Here is a 17,922-nt window from a genome sequence, read left to right on the forward strand (position 1 = left end):
AGAAGATTGCCCTCCAACTCGAAAGGAGGGAATTAGGGTAATATCCCCCTCGGATTTTAATGATCCCCTCTCCAAAAATGAAGAGAAACCCCTACGTCTCAAGAGACGGGGGTTTCTCGACGATCTGGTGGTGCAGTTATTCCTGCACCACCATTTTTTTGGGTCAATTGCTGCTTTCTTCCGCAATTTGCGGGAAACCCTTATGGCGGAAACCCTTGTTGCGAGTTAGATGCATTTGTACCCCTAATCGATTACAAAAAGCCCATTGTTGAAGGATTAGTGGTAAAAGTACATTTACCGAACTCCATTTCCACTCTTTCGGAATTTTATGGGCGAATTAGAGGTATGAAAACATCTAAATCTCTAATAAGGATAAAATACGAGAAATTAATAGCACTTTTACATCAAAATTACTCCTCTACCCCATTTAGGCTAATACTCTTTTTGTTTCTTACCAGCAACACGATTATCAGCTGTAAAATCGCAGTTATGATGAGCACGATAGCCAAAGCCGGAGAATCAATATTACTCGCGAATATGATCTGCATTAGAATGGAGAGTACTCTGCCAGCATTCAAGAAGAATTCGCGAATGACTACGGATTCGATACGGAATAGCCCCTTCAAGGGTAAATCGTCCATGATTCGGTAATAATACGATGTCAACGTATTAATAATAAGCGGAGCCGCTAAAGAGTATACCGACATATATAAGACAACAGTCCAAAGACGGATATCAAGGAGCAGCACCGAAGCACCTAAAATAATAATCAGCGATGCGACAAGTAAATCCCGGCGGATGTTATTTTGCTGTTCACGGCGTGAGATGAAGAATCCCGTCAAGATGGTCAATAATGCGAAGAATACTGTTAAGTAACCAACATGATCCTCTCTCCCAACGGTTTGGAACATAAGGATATTCGGAAGAAACAGCATCATTCCTTGAAAAAGTCCCAAAACGAAAAAACTAAACAGCGATAATACCCATAGTCGATTTCTGCGCATCATAAGACCGGAGAACTTAAGATAATAAGTTCGATGATGCGAGTGTATTCTCGGAATACGCAAGCTGCAGAAGGATGCCAAGCCGAACAAGGCGGAGGCAGCCGCGAAGGTGAATAAATAACCCCGCAGTCCTTCGAACAAGCTAATCAGAAACCCCGATAACGCAGGTCCTATTAACCCCGCGGAATTAAAAACGATCATATTAATACCCAGGTACCGAGAACGATTGCGACTTTCCGTAACGTCATATTGCAAGACGAGATATCCCGTCCAATATAAACCCAGCGCCAGACCGTTAAATAATGCAAACCAAGGATAATAAGCGACAACCTTCTCTTGTGCGAAAATAACGACAAGGAAAAAGACCGTGATGAGCGCAATGCCGAGGCGATACGTGACCATCCGGTCCTTCTTCTTGGCAATCCATCCGCCTAGAGCAAACGCAACGGGAGTCATGCCGTATACTATGATATTAAAGATTGCATTGATGACTAGATCTTCGGTCAAACGCCATAAATATAAATTCAAGAACAGTCCCGACATCGAAGCGCCGATCTGAAAACAGCCGTGTATAAACAAAGCGACTCGGGCTTCACGAGACAATTGCTGGTCGGGAGCTGCCTGCGTCCCCTTCATGGAAGACCAATGAAGCTGGAGTTTCATGCTGTTACCTCTTTTCAGTAGCCAGGAGGTTTAATATGCATCTTGCGATTTGCCGCAATCGGAAGCTTGATCGTGAATGTCGTTCCTTCACCTTGCTCACTTGCCGCTTGTATAGTGCCGCCATGCGCTTCGATCAGGTTTTTGACGATTGCAAGTCCAAGGCCGGTACCGCCCGTATTCGTATCTCTCTTACGAGCCTTATCCGCTTTATAAAAGCGTTCGAAGATATAAGGCAAATCCTCACGCGGTATTCCCTGTCCCTCATCCGCCACTTTGAGTTCTATGGAGTCCCCTTTGGCTCCCTCAACCCTGGCGGCATCGAGCGATATGGAAGCTCCAGAGGGGGTGTGACGAAGCGCGTTATCCATCAAGTTGGTTAACACCTGCTCTAGACGATCTCCATCGCCGGCTTCTAACAGCAATGCTGGATCCTCTTCAGACCGTGTAAGCTTAATATTGCGTTCCTTAGCTAAGGCCGCGAACTTTCGATAAACCCGAGACAGCAAACCATTTATATCAACCGGCTGAAACGTCAATTCCAAATAACCGGCTTCCATCCTTGCTAGATCCAACAAATCCTTAACTAAACGGCCCATCCTCAGCGATTCGTCATGAATGACCTGAACAAGCTCCCTGCGCTCTTCTGGAGACGCTGCAATATCATCGAGAAGCGCTTCGCTGTAGCCTTGAACCATCGAAAGCGGTGTACGAATTTCATGTGAGACGTTTGCGACGAAATCCTTGCGCATTTTGTCTACGCGGAATTCCTCGGTCACATCCCTCAGAACGGCAACCACTCCTCTTACGGAATCCGTAGCGGCGAGCGGCGTCATTACAATTGACCACACTCCGCTCTTAACATGTACTTTAACGGTCATCTCCTTGCCGCTCTTCAGACATATACGGAAAGCTTCCCGCAGAGGTCCAGGTACATGAGCATCCATCTCGGGTGTATCCTCATCGGTCCAATCCACAGAGCTCCAATCCTCAAGCAAATGCTGTCCTTGCGGGTTAGTCAGAATGACAACTCCTTCAGCATCGAAAGAAATAACTGAATCCGTCATGCTTCGCAGAACGCTGCTCAGATGATCGCGCTCATGCTGGAGATCCCGTATGAGGGTATGAAGCTCTGATGCCATCTGGTTAAAGGTGTTCGCAAGCTCACCGATCTCATCCGAGGAACGGATGGCCACGCGAGTTGAATAATCCCCTTGCCCAATCCGATTAGCAGCGTCCTTCATTTCACGTAACGGCTGCGTAATCTTGGTAAGAAGGAAAAAGGCGAAAAAGGTTGTCAGCAGAAACCCGATGATACCTGCGTAAATAAACAGATGTTTAATCTTCACTGGATCAGCGAAGGTTAAATCGATATATTTTAGCAGAAAAAGCCCTAAAGTCGTAATGACAATCGCAACTAAACCTATGATCGTCAGCCACATTTTACCGACAATGGATCTCCAAATCGCCATAAGCTACTTCGCCGCCTCTAGCTTGTAGCCAACGCCCCATACAGTAGTAATCATTGAAGCTGCTTCTGCGGAAACCCGATTTAGCTTCTCACGAAGGCGCTTCACATGGGTGTCTACCGTTCGCAAATCGCCGAAGAAATCATAGTTCCATACGTCCTTCAGCAGCTCTTCTCGTGAGAACACCTTGTCTGGAGTACTTGCGAGATAGTGCAGCAGCTCATATTCCTTCGGAGTCAGATTTACTTCCTGTCCGCTTGCCGTTACGCGGTGAGCGTCATGCTCAATAATGAGGTAAGGAAACACGATGTTGTTGCTGGTGTTAATATCCTTGGATAGGAAAGCCGTTGCCGACGAACGGCGCAAGATCGCTTTAATCCGGAAGATGACCTCCCGCGGACTGAAGGGCTTAACCACATAATCGTCTGCCCCGACCTCGAAGCCCTGGACACGGTTTACCTCTTCGCCCTTGGCGGTAAGCATAAGCACAGGCGTCGCTTTTAGCTGGCGTAGACGAGCACACACTTCAATACCATCTATACCAGGCAGCATGAGATCTAATACGATTAGATCGAAATCTTCCTCTTGTGCTTTACGAAGAGCCGACTCTCCATCTTCAGCCTCCTCGATTTCATAACCTTCCTTTTCCAAATACATTCTGAGCAAGCGACGAATTCGTTCTTCATCGTCTACGACCAATATCCGATTTCCCATACCCATCTTTAACACTCCTCTCAGCTGTTTTCTTCAATCAGTTGATCATCAAACCCCGGAATAGGAATGCAAACCGGCAATAACGAGATTAACGCCTACCAAGGTGAACATCACGACTAGGAAGCCGATAACTGCCAACCAGGCCGAACGCGTTCCTTGCCAGCCTCTGGATAAGCGAAGGTGCAAGTAGACGCTATAGAACAAGAAAGTAATGAGCGCCCATACTTCCTTAGGATCCCAGCCCCAGAACCTGGACCAGGCAATTTCTGCCCATATCATCGCAAAAATCAGGGCCCCTAGCGTAAAAATGGGGAATCCGATGGCAATCGCACGATAGCTGATTTCCTCAAGATCCTCTGCATCTATATCCTTCAGATATGGATGAATCAATGCCGCAAGCGGCTTACGTGCTGCTAAACGAAGCAGACCGTATAAGATAATACCGGAAATAATGGACCAGATCACTGTATTAAGCTTACGTCCGGCATTTACTCCGTTCATCCAAGATGGAGCTTCAAACAACGAGTCTTGCATTCCAATAAATGGTTGAAAGGTGATCGTATCGCTATTGTATGGTTTCACGATCGGCGGCAAGAAATATTTGACTTGCTTGACTACGGAGCTCTCTATGCCTTGATCGTCAATCGTAACGGTTTCTTGACGGAATTCCGACTGATAACCCGAGCCGCGGAAGGCAAATACAGCCACCAGGAAGCCTATGAGAATGATAATAACGAACAGCGAGAATTCCGTCCACCGCTGTGATCGTTTTCCGGCTTTATCCGTTCGACTATAATCAACTACGCGAATTAATTGCATTAGGGCAGCGGCAAATCCGACTGCGAAGAAGGCTTCGCCTGTCGCTGCGGTTGTAACATGAATCTTCAGCCAAATATTGTTAAGTGCAGGAATAAGCGGCTGTACCTCTGATGGAAATACGGAAGCGTACGCGACAATAATAATAACAAGCGGCAGAGTGAATGCACCGAGCAGCATGTTGCGATAAATAAGGAATACGACGATAAATGCGAGCATAATGGCCATTCCGAGAAACGTCATGAACTCATACATGTTACTCGTAGGAATATGACCCCCGCCATACCAACGCGTAAAGAAGAAGGTCAAATGCGCTAGCCAGCCTAGTGCCGCCAAAGCAAAACCGATTTTTCCCCACTTGGCAGTATGTGCCTCCGGCTTACGGTTGCTCCAGCTCTTTCCTGCCACCGCGATGGCATAACAAATGAATGAAGCACAGTAAAGACCAAAGGCTGTTATAAAAGCATTACTGCTGAATTCTAGCCACCAAGTCAACTTAAATTCCTCCTGTTATCTAGCGATTTCGGCGGTACTTCGATGCCTGTTCGACCCAATGCCGAAGCAACATCCGCTCTAAGACCAAAGCTGTTCTTGTTCGTATGGGCACCGAGAGACAGCTTGTCCCCATCTAACCGCAGCCATATCCTCCTGTGTTGCCAGTAGAAGCCCATAATCAGGCCGATCATGGAGATCGCCGCTCCGACCCAAATGAAAGGCATGGCACGATCAACTCGGATGTTAAGATAGGTTGTATATTCTGAGAAGTTGATATTGTTCATTTTACCATCTACGATAGGGTTTTCCACCCGAAAGGTAAATCTCCCTGTATTGTCGCCTCTTTGCTTAAAGCTATCGTTGAGAATTTTCTCATAATATTTGCTGTTCGCATTAGGCATTGGGAAGTAAACATACACCTCGCCATTAGACGCTAGATCTGGACCTTTTACCCTAAAAACAAAAGCAGGGTTGTTCGGCTCACGTGTCTTTGTCATCGGGCGACTCTGCTGGTCGAGAGCGAAATCCGGATAAAAATCGTTTAACGTCAAGGTGTAGGGGCCAACATCATAACTAATCATCGGATTGTCCATTAATAAATCGAACGAGCCGTAAGCTTTACCCGTAACCGCATCTATCATCGAAGGATGAACCGAAATAAATCTTACTCGCTCTTGAAAGCTATTCTGATACAGCTTCAGCCCTTTGTAGATTAGTGCGCTATTCACCCGGATATCGTGCTGCTTCACTTCGGATAATAACGGATCCCGAGTTGGATCATCGCAAGCATCCGTACACTCGTACAATCTCGCTTTTGTCTCATATAAGGAAACAACCTTCGTTCCCTTCTGATTTCCAGCCAGCTCCTCGTCCTTGTAATATTCCACAGTGAAATTGTCATTCTTCACATAATAATTCGTTCCAGGAATCTGTCTTGTCTCTCCTTCATACAGAGACAGATACTGATCCATATGATAGCCTGGGATCCCCCGCGCAAGTACTGCCAAGAGGAAAATAATAAGTCCAATATGGTTAATGTAAGGTCCCCAGCGGCTGAATCTGTTTTTCTCTGCGAGCAAAGCGCCATCTTCCTGCCAGACCCGATAGCGTTTTCGTTTTATTTGCTGTCCGAAGGACGTAATCCAAGCATCAGAATCTCCCTGCACAGTACCCGAATAGACTACCTGCTGACGTGTTATGAATTGTATATGTTTACGAATCTGCTGATTTTTGAGCGCTCGATATAAGGGCAGCACCCGATCCAGGCTGCAGACAACGAGCGAGGTTCCAATCATGACGAGCAAACCGACAAACCACCAGGACTCATAGGTATGAGATAAACCGAGCGCATGGTAGATGACTCCAGCGGTCCCGTGTGATTCTTTATAATACGCAGCGAATTCGGCATATTCGGAAAGGTTTATCAGCGTACTTTCCTGTTGGAAAATCGTACCGAGAGAAGAGGCCACGAGCGTAATAAAGATAAGATAAACCGCAATTTTTACCGATGAGAAGAAATTCCATGCCCGATCGATCAGCTGCGGATTAGCCTTCTGCGATCTCCGAGCCACACCGTCGTATCTCATTTCTAAAGGAGTGCCTTCATTGGCCAACAGCTCTTCTAGAAGCGGTTTACCGCACGATTCACATAAAACAGTTCCTACAGGGTTCTGATGTCCGCATTCGCACTTGGTGTTCTGAAACAACTGCATGGCCCTCCTTGACGTCACGATTTCGACTTCATTAGCCGTTCCACGCGCGTTTCGATCTCTTCCTCAGTCAGCAAGCCGCCAATGACAACCTCCTGGATCGTTCCTTTCGCGGTGATGAAAAAAGTAGTCGGATAATGCTTAAGTCCGTATTGCTTCTCTACCTTCTTATCCTTATCGAGCAGAATCGGGAAGTTAACACCCACTTGCCGGATAAAGCTCTCAACGGTTAATCGGTCCTCGCTGAGATTAATACCGATTAATTCCAGCCCTTCACCCTTCCACTGCTCGTACTGCTTCTGAAGAGCAGGCATTTCGTCTCGGCATGGCGGGCAGAAGGTGCCCCAGAAATTCAGAATGACAGGCTTACCTTCGTAATCCTCCCACTGATGAACCATATTATCTAACCCTGCAAGCTTGAAGCTTGGCGGGGTGTCTCCTTGCCTTAGCACCGTACTTGTTGTAAATAGGGAATTGCCGATCGCATAACCGCCAACCAGGAGAACAATGGCAAAAATTAAATATTGAATGAGCTTACGGTGTCTTCCCATAAAGCCTCTCACCACCTTAAATCCAATAATCTCATTATAACGAAAATACCGGGGTCAAGGGCAATAGCGCCCGACCTCCGGTTTTGAACATTGTGTGACGCAATATGTCGTTATTCTTCAACCGTTTCGATCGACTTCACCGCATCTAGAAGCTTCCCCATCTCATCTGCGGTAAGCTTACGATGTTTGCCCCGCTGCAGGTTGTTCAGGAACAACCCGCCGAATGAAATCCGCTTTAGCCGGATGACGGGGTGATGAATGGCATCAAACATCCGACGGACCTGCCGATTTTTCCCTTCATGGATCGTGATCGCGATTGTCGCGAATTTACCCTCAGGATCTATATCATGATACTCGACCTGTGCCGGTGCAGTAACTCCATCCTCCAGCTTGATCCCATTCTGCAGTCTCTCAAGCGCGTTGCCATGAGGAACTCTCTCGACGGTGGCATGATAGGTTTTAGGGACATGATGGCTTGGATGCGTCAGCTTATGCGCCAAATCTCCATCATTCGTAAGCAGGAGTAAGCCTTCTGAGTCGTAATCCAGTCGGCCTACAGGATACAGCCTTTCCTTAATTTCCTTCAAATAGTCGGTAACCACGCTGCGCCCTTGAGGATCCGATACGCTCGTTATGACACCCTTAGGCTTATTAAACATAATATAAAGCTTGTTTTCCTTCTTGATTGGTTTTCCGGATACCGTTATCACATCAACGGTCGGGTCGGCTTTAACGCCAAGCGCAGTCACGACTTCTCCGTTAACCATTACTTTTCCAGCCGTTATGAGATCTTCACATTTTCGCCTGGATGCGACTCCTGCGTTCGCAAGTACCTTCTGTAATCTTTCTTCCACGGTCGTTCACCTCAAGAACCATCATACCAATCCGAACATCAACCAGCAAGCTGCGACTGCGGCGAAAAATCCGATGAAGTCCGAGAATAAGCCAACCTTTAACGCATAACGAGAATTTCGTATCCCTACAGCGCCAAAATAGACTGTCAAAACGTATAAAGTGGTATCTGTACTGCCTTGAATGGTAGAAGCGATGCGAGCGACGAAGGAGTCTGGCCCTTGCTCTTTAATGAGGTCCGTCACGAAGGCTAATGAGCCCGCTCCGGTAATCGGACGCAATAACGCAAGCGGCAATACCTCTCCGGGAATACCGAAGCCTTCAAGCAATGGCCGGACAAGCCCGACCATCGCATCCATCGCTCCAGAAGCTCTAAACATGCTAATGGCCGTCATCATTCCAACCAAATGCGGGATAATACCGATAGCTGTCTGAAACCCATCCTTGGCTCCGTCGATGAACGATTCATAGACGGGTATTTTACGAAAAAAAGCGTATAAAGGAATGAAAGCTATAAGCACTGGAATGGTCCATGTCGAAATGATCTGAATCCATGATATCAAAGAGATCAGCCTCCCCCTGCAGGAGCAGAGGGCTTATATAAAGTGGAGTTGGTCGAAGCTCCGTCCTTATGAATGATTGCAGCTGTGGGAGGGAATCGATTCCTGTTCCGGTACCACCTGTCGACGATAATGGCCACCCCCGTAGAGATTAAAGTAGCAAGTATGGTAGGAGCTACGATATCCGCTGGATGAAGGGAGCCGAAATTCATCCGAATCGCTATCATTGTCGTAGGAACGATAGTAATGCTAGCTGTATTTAAAGCCAAGAGGGTACACATTGCCGGGGTCGCAACCGTTGGTGTTGGGTTAAGCTTCTGCAGCTCCTGCATCGCCTTAATCCCCATTGGCGTGGCGGCATTGCCAAGCCCAAGCAAATTGGCACTCATATTGGATAGAATATAACCCATGGCAGGATGCTCGGGCGGAACATCAGGGAAGAGCTTTCTGACTACAGGAGCCATTAGCAAGGAAAGCTTCCGAACAAGACCGGAGTCCTCCGCGATTCTCATAAGGCCCATCCAGAAGACTAGAATGCTGATGAGCCCAAGACAGACCGTCACTCCTGTCTGGGCACCGCCGAATGCAGCCTCTGCTACCTGCTCCATTCTTCCATTCGCAGCTCCGAATATAACGCTAACCACAATCATTCCAAGCCAAATGACATTCACCATTACAGAGACCCTCCCTGTAGAAAAAGAGCTCTAAGCGACAATCGCATTGATTCTGCAAAGGACAACTTAGCAGAAGGCTCGGCAATACTCGGCTTGGAATCATCGGGCAAGCTTCCTTGGAGCTGAATTTGATCTACGAAGGGTACACTTCCGATAATCTGCTCGTTTAATACGAATCGAAGCTGTCCGCGATATCCTAGCCTGTAGGGAGCTGTCCCTTGTCGGAGGGGGGCTAATCGAACTTCTAGCCGCTCCCTCTCACCTGCAGCGAAGGGGTACTTAAATCCAGACGTCACCTCATACGCATATCCTGCAATGGGATCACCCGGTTTAACGACATCCGTAAGAGGAAACTGTGCAAATCCGTAATCAAGGAGGTTGCGGTGATCCCTCCAATCGTCACCGTCATTAAGAGTAACAGCTACGAGCTGCTGACCGTTGCGAGTAGCAGAGCTGACCAGTGTACGAAGCGCTTGCCTGGTGTAGCCTGTTTTCACACCATCCGCTCCTTCGTACATCGTCAGCATCTTGTTCTTGTTCACCCACTTATAATCCCAAGAATCATGGGGGTTTGGTGCCGATTTCACCTTCGTGGAGACCATCGTCTTAAAGTCTGGATTGTGCATCGAATAAGCCGTTAATTTGGCTAAATCGTTCGCGGAAGAGTAGTGGCCTTCTTGATCGAGTCCATGAGGATTCATAAACTGACTGTTAGTAAGACCGATTTCCTCTGCCTTCTTGTTCATAAGGTAAGCAAAACCCTCAAGCGAGCCGCCCACGTGCTCTGCTATGGCAACCGCGGCATCATTCCCCGAGCGCAGCATCAAGCCGTATAACACATTATGCAAGGATATCTTCTCCCCTGCTTTCAAATAGAGCGAGGAGCCTTCTTTCCCTGCCGCTTTAGCACTCACCTTCACAGTACTATCCAAATCGCCGTGCTCGATCGCGACGATCGCTGTCATGATTTTTGTCAGGCTGGCGATCTTCATCCGTTCGTCGCCGCGTTGGCTGAAGAGGAGACGTCCGGAGGTCACGTCCATAAGTGCAGCAGAACGCGCGTGATTATCAGGCGGCTTCAACGCTTGTGGAGCCGTGATTGCTTGCGCTGCAAGCGCATCGGTATGTACAGCTAAGAATAGGAATGGGATTACGAACAAACTGACCCATAACACACGAGATTTTTTCTGGGGAAAAATGGTGTACATGCATGTCCTCCTCAATCCGACATCGCTTAACCTTCATTTGCTCTTGTACTCATTTTATGTAGGCGTGTCCCAAAGTATGTGAGTGTAAAAATGTGTTCAAATGAATAAAAAACCGGCCAAAATCGGCCGGCATGCTTGAAAGCAAAGCTTCATTACATAATGTTGTCATTCGTTGGACTTGAAATGATGTTTGGGATTGGGTTGCTTGTACCCTTTGCGGCGCCCGTTGTACTCATCCCCATCGGGTCCGTCCCCTTCTGGAACGTGTTCCTTAGCTTATCGACCCACTGTGGAGCCGCATCGATCAATCGCTCTAGGATATGGGTCTGGTTGTCCAACGGAACAACTTTTACACCTTGGGTTCCTACGACTAAGAAAGCGATCGGAGTGATGGAAACCCCTCCGCCGCTGCCTCCTCCAAACGGAAGAGACACGAATGCATTTTGTGCATCTTGTCCCGAAGTATTCTGTTTGTTGGAGTTGTTTCCAGACTCTTCAGTGTTGTTGAATTCACTGCCGCCGGCGGCGAACCCGAAATTAACTTTGGAAATGGGAAGAATGACACTTCCGTCAGGTGTTTGTACGGGTTCTCCAACAATCGTGTTAACATCCACCATGTCCTTAATATTCTCCATGGCGGTTTCCATAAGTCCATTAATAGGGTGTTGAGACGACATTTTAACCTCCTCCTTTCGTGTACCTAATTTGCCCGAATAACCATACTGTTTATGCGTACCAGTTCCAACTAAGAATTGCTGGCTGATACTTAATGTTTAAGCTTGCTCGGGACCGGTCAACCAGCTGCGCCAAGCTTTAAGAGCTTTGCTTAGGCGAATGGTACGCTTGCCAAGCTTGATAAACGACCATAACATCGAGGTTAAACGAATTCTGAAATCCGCTTCCCATACGACCGTAAATTCCGTTCCGGAATAATTAGGAGAAACCCGACTTTGCGGGGAGGTCTTTAAGGTTACGATCTCACCTGCCGCTCCTGCTGCACATCCGGATACAGCCCACAACAATCCGGTTATAACCGCTGTAACCGCCGCATCTCCCGTTCCAACTTGGAAATCTAGCCGCCAGCGTGTACATTCGATTTTCTTTAATGTTTCCAAAGCCCATCGTTTGAATTCGCGAGTGGTTTGCAGAATTGATCTGTAAGCCTTCGCATGGTGCCGAATCGTTCTTTTGCTGATCTCACCTTTTTTCTGCTTCCCTTCATGCTCCGCCATCAATCCGCCGGTGCTTTTCTCCCGGTATACAATATTCCATCCGCGTATCATAATGGACGGCACAATGATCTGATAATGGAAAAGCCCATAAAGTGCCTGTACTACGACAACAAGCTGATCCAAATGACCGCTGCGAGAATAACGAAGACGAATACGTACCCGGGATAACAAGACACCTGCAATAATCACGACAACAATAGCTAATACAATCCAAAGCCAAAAGGCCATCCTGCCCCCGCCTTTCCTAGGGGTAGTATGACCTTTTGGTTGCCTTTCATTCCATTAAAATGCACTTAAGTGAGTTTCTAACCGAGTTCCTTGTCCATATCCTCCATGGAAAGCTGCCGTCCTTCAATGCGCTCGAATAACATCTTAGTTCTCTCTTCCAGCTCATCATCACCATCGGAAACGGATGGCTCCGGCAAGCTTGAAATTCCCGCTAAACCGAAATAATCAAGAAACGCTTTGGTTGTGCCATAAAGAATAGGCCTGCCAATGGCATCGGCGCGTCCCTTTTCTTCGATTAAATCTTTGTTCACTAAAGTATATAGAGGGCGATCTGACTTTACCCCGCGAATTTCTTCAATCTCTACCCGTGTAATAGGCTGACGATAGGCAATAATAGATAATGTTTCGAGTGCTGCTTGTGATAGTGCGGCACGGGTAGGTGAGTATGCCAGCTTTTCGAAATAGGGAGCATGCTCCGATACGGTAGTCAAACGAAATCCGCCAGCCACTTCCATGATCCGAATTCCGCGGCCTTTCTTGACGAGCTCCTTCTGAAGGTCCTTCATTATATCTTTAACGACCTCTGTATCCATCTCAACGACCTCGGCAGCGGTTTTGATGCTAATTCCCTCGTCGCCAGAAACGAATAACAGCCCTTCAAGTACTGACTTCAATGTCGAGTAGTTCATGCTTATCCTCTCTCCCCATCCACGACACCACGATTTCATCGAACAAAACGCTTTGATGGCAAGATATCCATTTCCGTTTCATGAGCTCGAGGATTGCGAGGAATGTCACGACAACTTCCTCGCGATCGTACTCATCTCCAATGAGGTGAGAGAAGAGAACCTTCCCTTCGCTCGAACGACTCTTCATCGTATCAACGATATCCCGGATTCTGTCCTTTACCGAAATCTCATCCTTCCGAATGGAAGATACCCGACGGCGTCCAGCCAACCGTCTCATTGCTCGCTGGAACGCATGAATGAGATCGTCTACGTGCAAGCCTTCAACAGGGTTACTGGGAGCGATTTTCACAAACGGTGCCAGGTCTGTCGGCTCACGCGTATAGACTTGGCTTCGATCCCATTCCTTCTCCCGAAGCTGGCCTGCGACGGATTTAATCTTGCGATATTCGATTAGCTTCCTTATTAGCTCTTCACGCGGATCTAGATAATCATCTTCATCGGCCGTTAGCCATGGCTCTTCGGTAACGGGAGGCTTAGGCAGCAGCTGCCGACTCTTCATCGAGAGCAATGTAGCAGCCATTACGAGAAATTCGCTTGTAACGTCGAGCTCAAGCTCCTGCATGGCCTCTATATAAGTCATATATTGATCCGTTATATCGCTGATGGAAATATCCTGAATATCGATCTCCGCTTTATCAATAAGATGCAGCAATAAATCGAGCGGACCCTCGAACGTTTCTAGCTTATACAGCACTGCCACGCGGGTTTCTCCTCCTGTCCCAAGCTTATCCCTGTCGATAGAATCACGGCGAATCGCTTGAATCAGCCCGAGATCACACGGGTTAAATTCGCCATCTCAATTGCTGTAGTCGCTGCTTCCCAGCCCTTGTTGCCTGCTTTGGTTCCGGAACGCTCGACCGCTTGCTCGATGCTGTCTGTCGTAAGGACTCCGAATATCGTCGGAATCCCTGTTTTAAGATTAATTGCGGATACCCCTTTGGCCACCTCGCTGCAAACATAATCAAAGTGGGGCGTGGAGCCGCGAATAACCGCACCAAGCGTAATGACGGCATCGTACTTGCCGCTCTCCGCAAGCTTCTGAGCGATTAGTGGAATCTCGAATGCACCGGGAACCCAAGCAACATTAATTTCATCCTCTTCCACACCATGACGTTTTAGAGCGTCTAACGCTCCACCGAGCAGCTTTGATGTAATAAACTCATTAAATCTTCCGACAACGATTCCGTACTTTAAACCTTTTGAAATTAAATGACCTTCATATACGATTGACATTTCATTCATCCTCTCATTTACATTCCGTATTATATTTTATTTTCTGGTTCGTCCCCAAAGGACAACAAATGACCGAGCTTAGATTGCTTCGTATGCAGATATCCAGTATTATCCTCATTCTCGGTCATCTGAATAGGAACGCGCTCCACGACATTCAAGCCGTAGCCTTCAAGTCCCTTGATCTTTCGTGGATTGTTCGTCAATAAACGAATATCCCTAACGCCAACGTCCTTCAAGATTTGCGCTCCAATTCCATAATCACGTAAATCAGGGGCAAACCCAAGCTTGATATTCGCGTCTACTGTGTCTAATCCCTGCTCCTGAAGCTGATATGCCCGTAATTTGTTGATTAAACCAATCCCTCTGCCTTCTTGCCGCATGTACAATAGTACACCGCTGCCCGCTTCGTCGATTTGTCTCAGAGCGGCTTCCAGTTGGGGTCCGCAATCGCACCGATGAGAATGAAACACGTCACCTGTAAGGCATTCGGAATGTACCCGGACAAGAACTGGCTGGGAGCTGTCTATCTTTCCTTTGACGAAAGCGACATGCTCTTTGTTATCTACTTCATTCGTATAAGCGATAGCTTGGAATATACCAAAATCAGTAGGCATCCGAACATCGACTTCGCGTTTCACTAGTTTTTCCTTTTCATTACGATAATGAATTAAGTCCTTAATCGTAATTAACTTCAGCGAATGCTCCTTTGCGAATAGCTCTAGGTCGGGTAATCTCGCCATTGTCCCATCTTCCTTAATGACCTCGCAGATAACGGCAGCCGGAGAAGAGCCGCACATTCTAGCTAAGTCTACCGCCGCCTCCGTATGTCCTGCACGTCTGAGTACCCCGCCTTTTTTGGCGATTAGCGGGAAAATATGGCCGGGACGACGAAAGTCACCGGGCTTCGCGTTCGGATCTATTAAAGCCTTGACTGAAATGGATCGTTCCGGAGCCGAGATTCCCGTTGTTGTCGAAATATGATCTACAGACACCGTAAAAGCAGTACCGTGATAATCCGTATTGTGACTGACCATCGGCGGGAGGTCAAGAGCTTCCGCTCGTTCTTGCGTAATCGGAACGCACAGAAGCCCGCGCGCTTCTCTGATCATGAAGTTAATCACCTCAGGAGTGGCTTTGTCTGCAAGGGCAATGAGATCCCCCTCATTCTCACGATCCTCATCGTCAACGACGATGATAACCTTACCTCGCATTAAGTCGTAAATGGCATCCTCTATCGGATCAAACCGATTTTGTTCCATACTGCTCACCTCTTTCACATAAATCCATTGTCTCTTAGGACGGATTCTGATAATCCACCTGCTCGGCTAGCTGGCTGCCCTTCTCGCAGGTTTAATAAATGGTCAACGTATTTGCCAAGAATATCGCATTCAATATTTAAGGTTTCACCTGGTTGTTTGTATTGAAGCACAGTTTCCTTAAGCGTGTGGGGGATAATGGATACCGTGAACGTTCCGCCTTCCCGATTGACCGAAACAACGGTAAGACTGATCCCATCCAGCGTTACTGAGCCTTGCGGAACAATATGGCGCAACAGCTGTAAATGATTCGGCTCTATCGTATAGACGACCGCATTGGCCTCAGGCGTTCTGCCCCGAATGGTCCCCGTACCGTCTACATGCCCTTGAACGAGATGACCTCCGAATCTGCCTCCTGCCATCATCGCTCTTTCTAAGTTCAAAGGAGCCCCAGGCTGAATGGTTTGAAGGTTCGTAAGGCGATAAGTTTCCGGCATGACATCCACAGCAAAGGATTGACGATCGAATTCTACAACGGTTAAGCAAACTCCGTTAACCGATATGCTGTCGCCGATCTTAACATCCTCAAGAACCTTAGCGGCTGAAATTTGAACTATCATAGCTTCTCCCCGCCGCTTAACCGATCGAAGGACACCCATTTCTTCTATAAGTCCTGTAAACAATTAGTTCGCCTCCTTATCGGCTGTTACACCGATCATCTCTGAGTTTAGCTTTTTCGCCGGATATCCAGAGACGCACCAATCTTCACCGAAGGCTTGCATAGTGACGCCGCTTAGTCTTAAGGCAGAGGACATTTCCTCCGGACCGGTAAAAGCAAATGCAGAAGGTGCTCCTTCACCGCCTACAATAATCGGAGCATAGAACAGCATAAGCTTATCTACCAAACCAGCCTGCAGCATTGCCCCGTTCAGAACACCGCCGCCTTCAAGCAGGATTGAGCTGATCCCTCTGTCACCGAGAGTTGTCATTGCGATTTCTAGATCAACTTTAGGCCCCGCTCCGCACTTCAGCACCTCAACTCCGAGCTCCCGCAGCTTGTCGGCCTTGGACACATCCGCTCGCTCTGTCGTTAATACGATTGTCGGCGCTGTATCATTCAGAACTCGAGCCGTTTCTGGAATCCTTAAGGCAGAGTCGACGATAATCCTCAGAGGATGAAGACCTGGTATGTTTAGCCTTGTCGTAAGCTCAGGATCATCGGCAATTACTGTACCAGCTCCTACCATGATCGCATTGTGGCGGTGTCGCAACGTGTGTACCGCCTCTCTGGAATGTACCCCCGTTATCCAACGACTATGCCCCGTTCGCGTCGCAATCCGGCCATCGAGGGTTAAAGCTGATTTCAGTGTTACGAATGGTTTCTTAGTAACAATGAATTTATTGAATATCTCGTTCTGCGCTTTCGCCAGCTGCTCAAGCACGCCAGTCTCTACTTGGATTCCTTCCTCTTGCAACCGCTGGATTCCTCGTCCTGCAACTAACGGATTGGGATCAATTGCAGCGACAACAACACGCGAGACTCCTTCTGCAATGAGTCGCTCGCAGCAAGGAGGCGTCGATCCATAATGACTGCAAGGCTCCAGCGTTACATAAGCTGTGGCTCCAAGCGCTTCCGAACCCGCCATATTCAGAGCAATAACTTCTGCATGACCCTCGCCGCGCTTCAGATGCGCACCCATTCCGACGATTCGACCTTCATTTACCACCACGCAGCCGACCACAGGGTTTACTCCGGTTTGTCCGGAAGCACCGCCTGCTAAATTCAACGCTAGCTGCATATAAAATTCGTCATTCAATAATTCCATGAGCAGCTTCCTCTCGATCAGCCGAATAATTTCGGCTTCCACCCCTAATAAAACAGAAACCCCCCAAGGGAAATACCCCGGGGGTGATTGAATGCACAGCGAAAAAAACAGGCCTTTTATGCATGCCCAAAAAGCAGTACGAACAAAATACACTACACTAATAAGCCACCTTAAGTAGTGAATGTTCGACTCAGACACAGGTTTGTGAAAAAAAGAACAAAGAATTGCAGTGTTCATTCCACTTCCTGCGGCTATCGTGCTTATTATGGACACGGCTTGGCCGTGCTGCGCTTCCTTCTCCCATCCAGACTTTAACTGTCGGTCCCGGATTTACACCAGGTCCACCGCATCACGCTCACCGTTGTTCCGGAAGCAATGATGACGGGTCACGGACTGACGGCAGCAGAAGTGAAAGTATGCGAGCATACTTACACTTCTGCTGCCGATCACCGCCGGTGGGGAATTACACCCCGCCCCGAAGGTTTAGCAACTAGTTGAGAGAAAGTGTACCACCCTGTGGATGATTTTGCAAGTAAGTCCATGACAATCGAAACCAAAAAGTCGATTCAAAATCGAGTAGGAGGGAGTGATTAACTCCCGACCTCTCACACCACCGTACGTACCGTTCGGTATACGGCGGTTCATGAAATATTCCGTAGTGAGTTATATCTGTCCACTAAACTCTT

At 47.8% G+C, this 17,922-nt stretch carries 19 protein-coding genes and 1 riboswitch; of the genes, 1 reads left to right on the forward strand and 18 read right to left on the reverse strand.

Annotation, left to right across the window (positions count from 1 at the left end; all coding sequences use genetic code 11):
* A partial coding sequence (locus tag ACESLK_RS28135; protein WP_373233137.1) for a hypothetical protein occupies positions 1–229 on the forward strand: 229 nt, incomplete at its 5' end.
* Between the two features lie 181 nt (positions 230–410).
* Here ACESLK_RS28135 and ACESLK_RS28140 read toward each other — a convergent pair.
* The 18 genes from ACESLK_RS28140 to ribD all read right to left on the reverse strand — a co-directional run bounded on the left by ACESLK_RS28140 (position 411) and on the right by ribD (position 17,236).
* On the reverse strand, positions 411–1,667 hold the full coding sequence (locus ACESLK_RS28140; protein ID WP_373233138.1) for an MFS transporter: 1,257 nt from the start codon (positions 1,665–1,667) through the stop codon (positions 411–413).
* 14 nt (positions 1,668–1,681) lie between these two features.
* Complete coding sequence (locus ACESLK_RS28145) at positions 1,682–3,136, reverse strand: ATP-binding protein (protein WP_373233139.1); 1,455 nt, start codon at positions 3,134–3,136, stop codon at positions 1,682–1,684.
* Positions 3,137–3,139: 3 nt separating this feature from the next.
* Positions 3,140–3,853 (reverse strand): response regulator transcription factor, encoded by a 714-nt coding sequence (locus ACESLK_RS28150; protein ID WP_373233140.1) that lies wholly within the window; start codon positions 3,851–3,853, stop codon positions 3,140–3,142.
* 42 nt (positions 3,854–3,895) lie between these two features.
* Complete coding sequence (ccsA, locus tag ACESLK_RS28155; protein ID WP_373233141.1) at positions 3,896–5,158, reverse strand: cytochrome c biogenesis protein CcsA; 1,263 nt, start codon at positions 5,156–5,158, stop codon at positions 3,896–3,898.
* Entirely contained in the window at positions 5,155–6,864 is a 1,710-nt protein-coding gene (resB, locus tag ACESLK_RS28160; RefSeq protein WP_373233142.1) for a cytochrome c biogenesis protein ResB, read from the reverse strand. Before resB ends, ccsA begins: the two co-directional genes overlap by 4 nt.
* 20 nt (positions 6,865–6,884) lie before the next feature.
* Complete coding sequence (locus ACESLK_RS28165) at positions 6,885–7,418, reverse strand: redoxin domain-containing protein (protein ID WP_373233143.1); 534 nt, start codon at positions 7,416–7,418, stop codon at positions 6,885–6,887.
* A 110-nt stretch (positions 7,419–7,528) separates the two neighbouring features.
* Positions 7,529–8,272 (reverse strand): pseudouridine synthase, encoded by a 744-nt coding sequence (locus ACESLK_RS28170; protein WP_373233144.1) that lies wholly within the window; start codon positions 8,270–8,272, stop codon positions 7,529–7,531.
* A gap of 21 nt (positions 8,273–8,293) precedes the next feature.
* The gene (locus tag ACESLK_RS28175) at positions 8,294–8,833 is read right to left on the reverse strand and encodes a spore maturation protein (protein ID WP_373233145.1); all 540 of its coding nucleotides are present in this window, start codon (positions 8,831–8,833) and stop codon (positions 8,294–8,296) included.
* Positions 8,834–8,838: 5 nt separating this feature from the next.
* Complete coding sequence (locus tag ACESLK_RS28180; RefSeq protein ID WP_373233146.1) at positions 8,839–9,504, reverse strand: nucleoside recognition domain-containing protein; 666 nt, start codon at positions 9,502–9,504, stop codon at positions 8,839–8,841.
* Positions 9,504–10,712: a D-alanyl-D-alanine carboxypeptidase family protein gene (locus ACESLK_RS28185; RefSeq protein WP_373233147.1), complete on the reverse strand. Its 1,209-nt coding sequence runs from the start codon at positions 10,710–10,712 to the stop codon at positions 9,504–9,506. The genes ACESLK_RS28180 and ACESLK_RS28185 overlap by 1 nt, the downstream gene beginning before the upstream one ends.
* A 152-nt stretch (positions 10,713–10,864) precedes the next feature.
* Positions 10,865–11,389 carry a GerW family sporulation protein gene (gene ytfJ / locus ACESLK_RS28190; RefSeq protein ID WP_373233148.1) on the reverse strand — a complete coding sequence of 175 codons (525 nt, stop codon included), beginning with the start codon at positions 11,387–11,389 and terminating at the stop codon, positions 10,865–10,867.
* Between the two features lie 96 nt (positions 11,390–11,485).
* On the reverse strand, positions 11,486–12,172 hold the full coding sequence (locus ACESLK_RS28195) for a DUF2953 domain-containing protein (protein ID WP_373233149.1): 687 nt from the start codon (positions 12,170–12,172) through the stop codon (positions 11,486–11,488).
* Between the two features lie 77 nt (positions 12,173–12,249).
* Positions 12,250–12,861 (reverse strand): SMC-Scp complex subunit ScpB, encoded by a 612-nt coding sequence (gene scpB, locus ACESLK_RS28200; RefSeq protein ID WP_373233150.1) that lies wholly within the window; start codon positions 12,859–12,861, stop codon positions 12,250–12,252.
* A complete protein-coding gene (locus tag ACESLK_RS28205; protein WP_373233151.1) occupies positions 12,830–13,621 on the reverse strand; it encodes a segregation and condensation protein A in 792 nt (263 codons plus the stop codon). Before ACESLK_RS28205 ends, scpB begins: the two co-directional genes overlap by 32 nt.
* Before the next feature lie 62 nt (positions 13,622–13,683).
* The gene (gene ribH, locus ACESLK_RS28210; protein ID WP_373233152.1) at positions 13,684–14,154 is read right to left on the reverse strand and encodes a 6,7-dimethyl-8-ribityllumazine synthase; all 471 of its coding nucleotides are present in this window, start codon (positions 14,152–14,154) and stop codon (positions 13,684–13,686) included.
* Between the two features lie 29 nt (positions 14,155–14,183).
* Positions 14,184–15,413, reverse strand: a complete 1,230-nt coding sequence (locus ACESLK_RS28215) for a bifunctional 3,4-dihydroxy-2-butanone-4-phosphate synthase/GTP cyclohydrolase II (protein WP_373233153.1) — start codon at positions 15,411–15,413, stop codon at positions 14,184–14,186.
* Positions 15,414–15,427: 14 nt separating this feature from the next.
* Positions 15,428–16,093, reverse strand: coding sequence for a riboflavin synthase (ribE, locus tag ACESLK_RS28220; RefSeq protein WP_373233154.1), 666 nt, complete (start codon positions 16,091–16,093; stop codon positions 15,428–15,430).
* Positions 16,094–17,236 (reverse strand): bifunctional diaminohydroxyphosphoribosylaminopyrimidine deaminase/5-amino-6-(5-phosphoribosylamino)uracil reductase RibD, encoded by a 1,143-nt coding sequence (gene ribD / locus ACESLK_RS28225; RefSeq protein WP_373233155.1) that lies wholly within the window; start codon positions 17,234–17,236, stop codon positions 16,094–16,096.
* Between the two features lie 288 nt (positions 17,237–17,524).
* Positions 17,525–17,723: riboswitch (FMN riboswitch) on the reverse strand.
* Between the last annotated feature and the right edge of the window lie 199 nt (positions 17,724–17,922).

Source organism: Cohnella sp. (genome assembly GCF_041640265.1).
In the GTDB taxonomy this organism is placed as follows: domain Bacteria; phylum Bacillota; class Bacilli; order Paenibacillales; family Paenibacillaceae; genus Cohnella.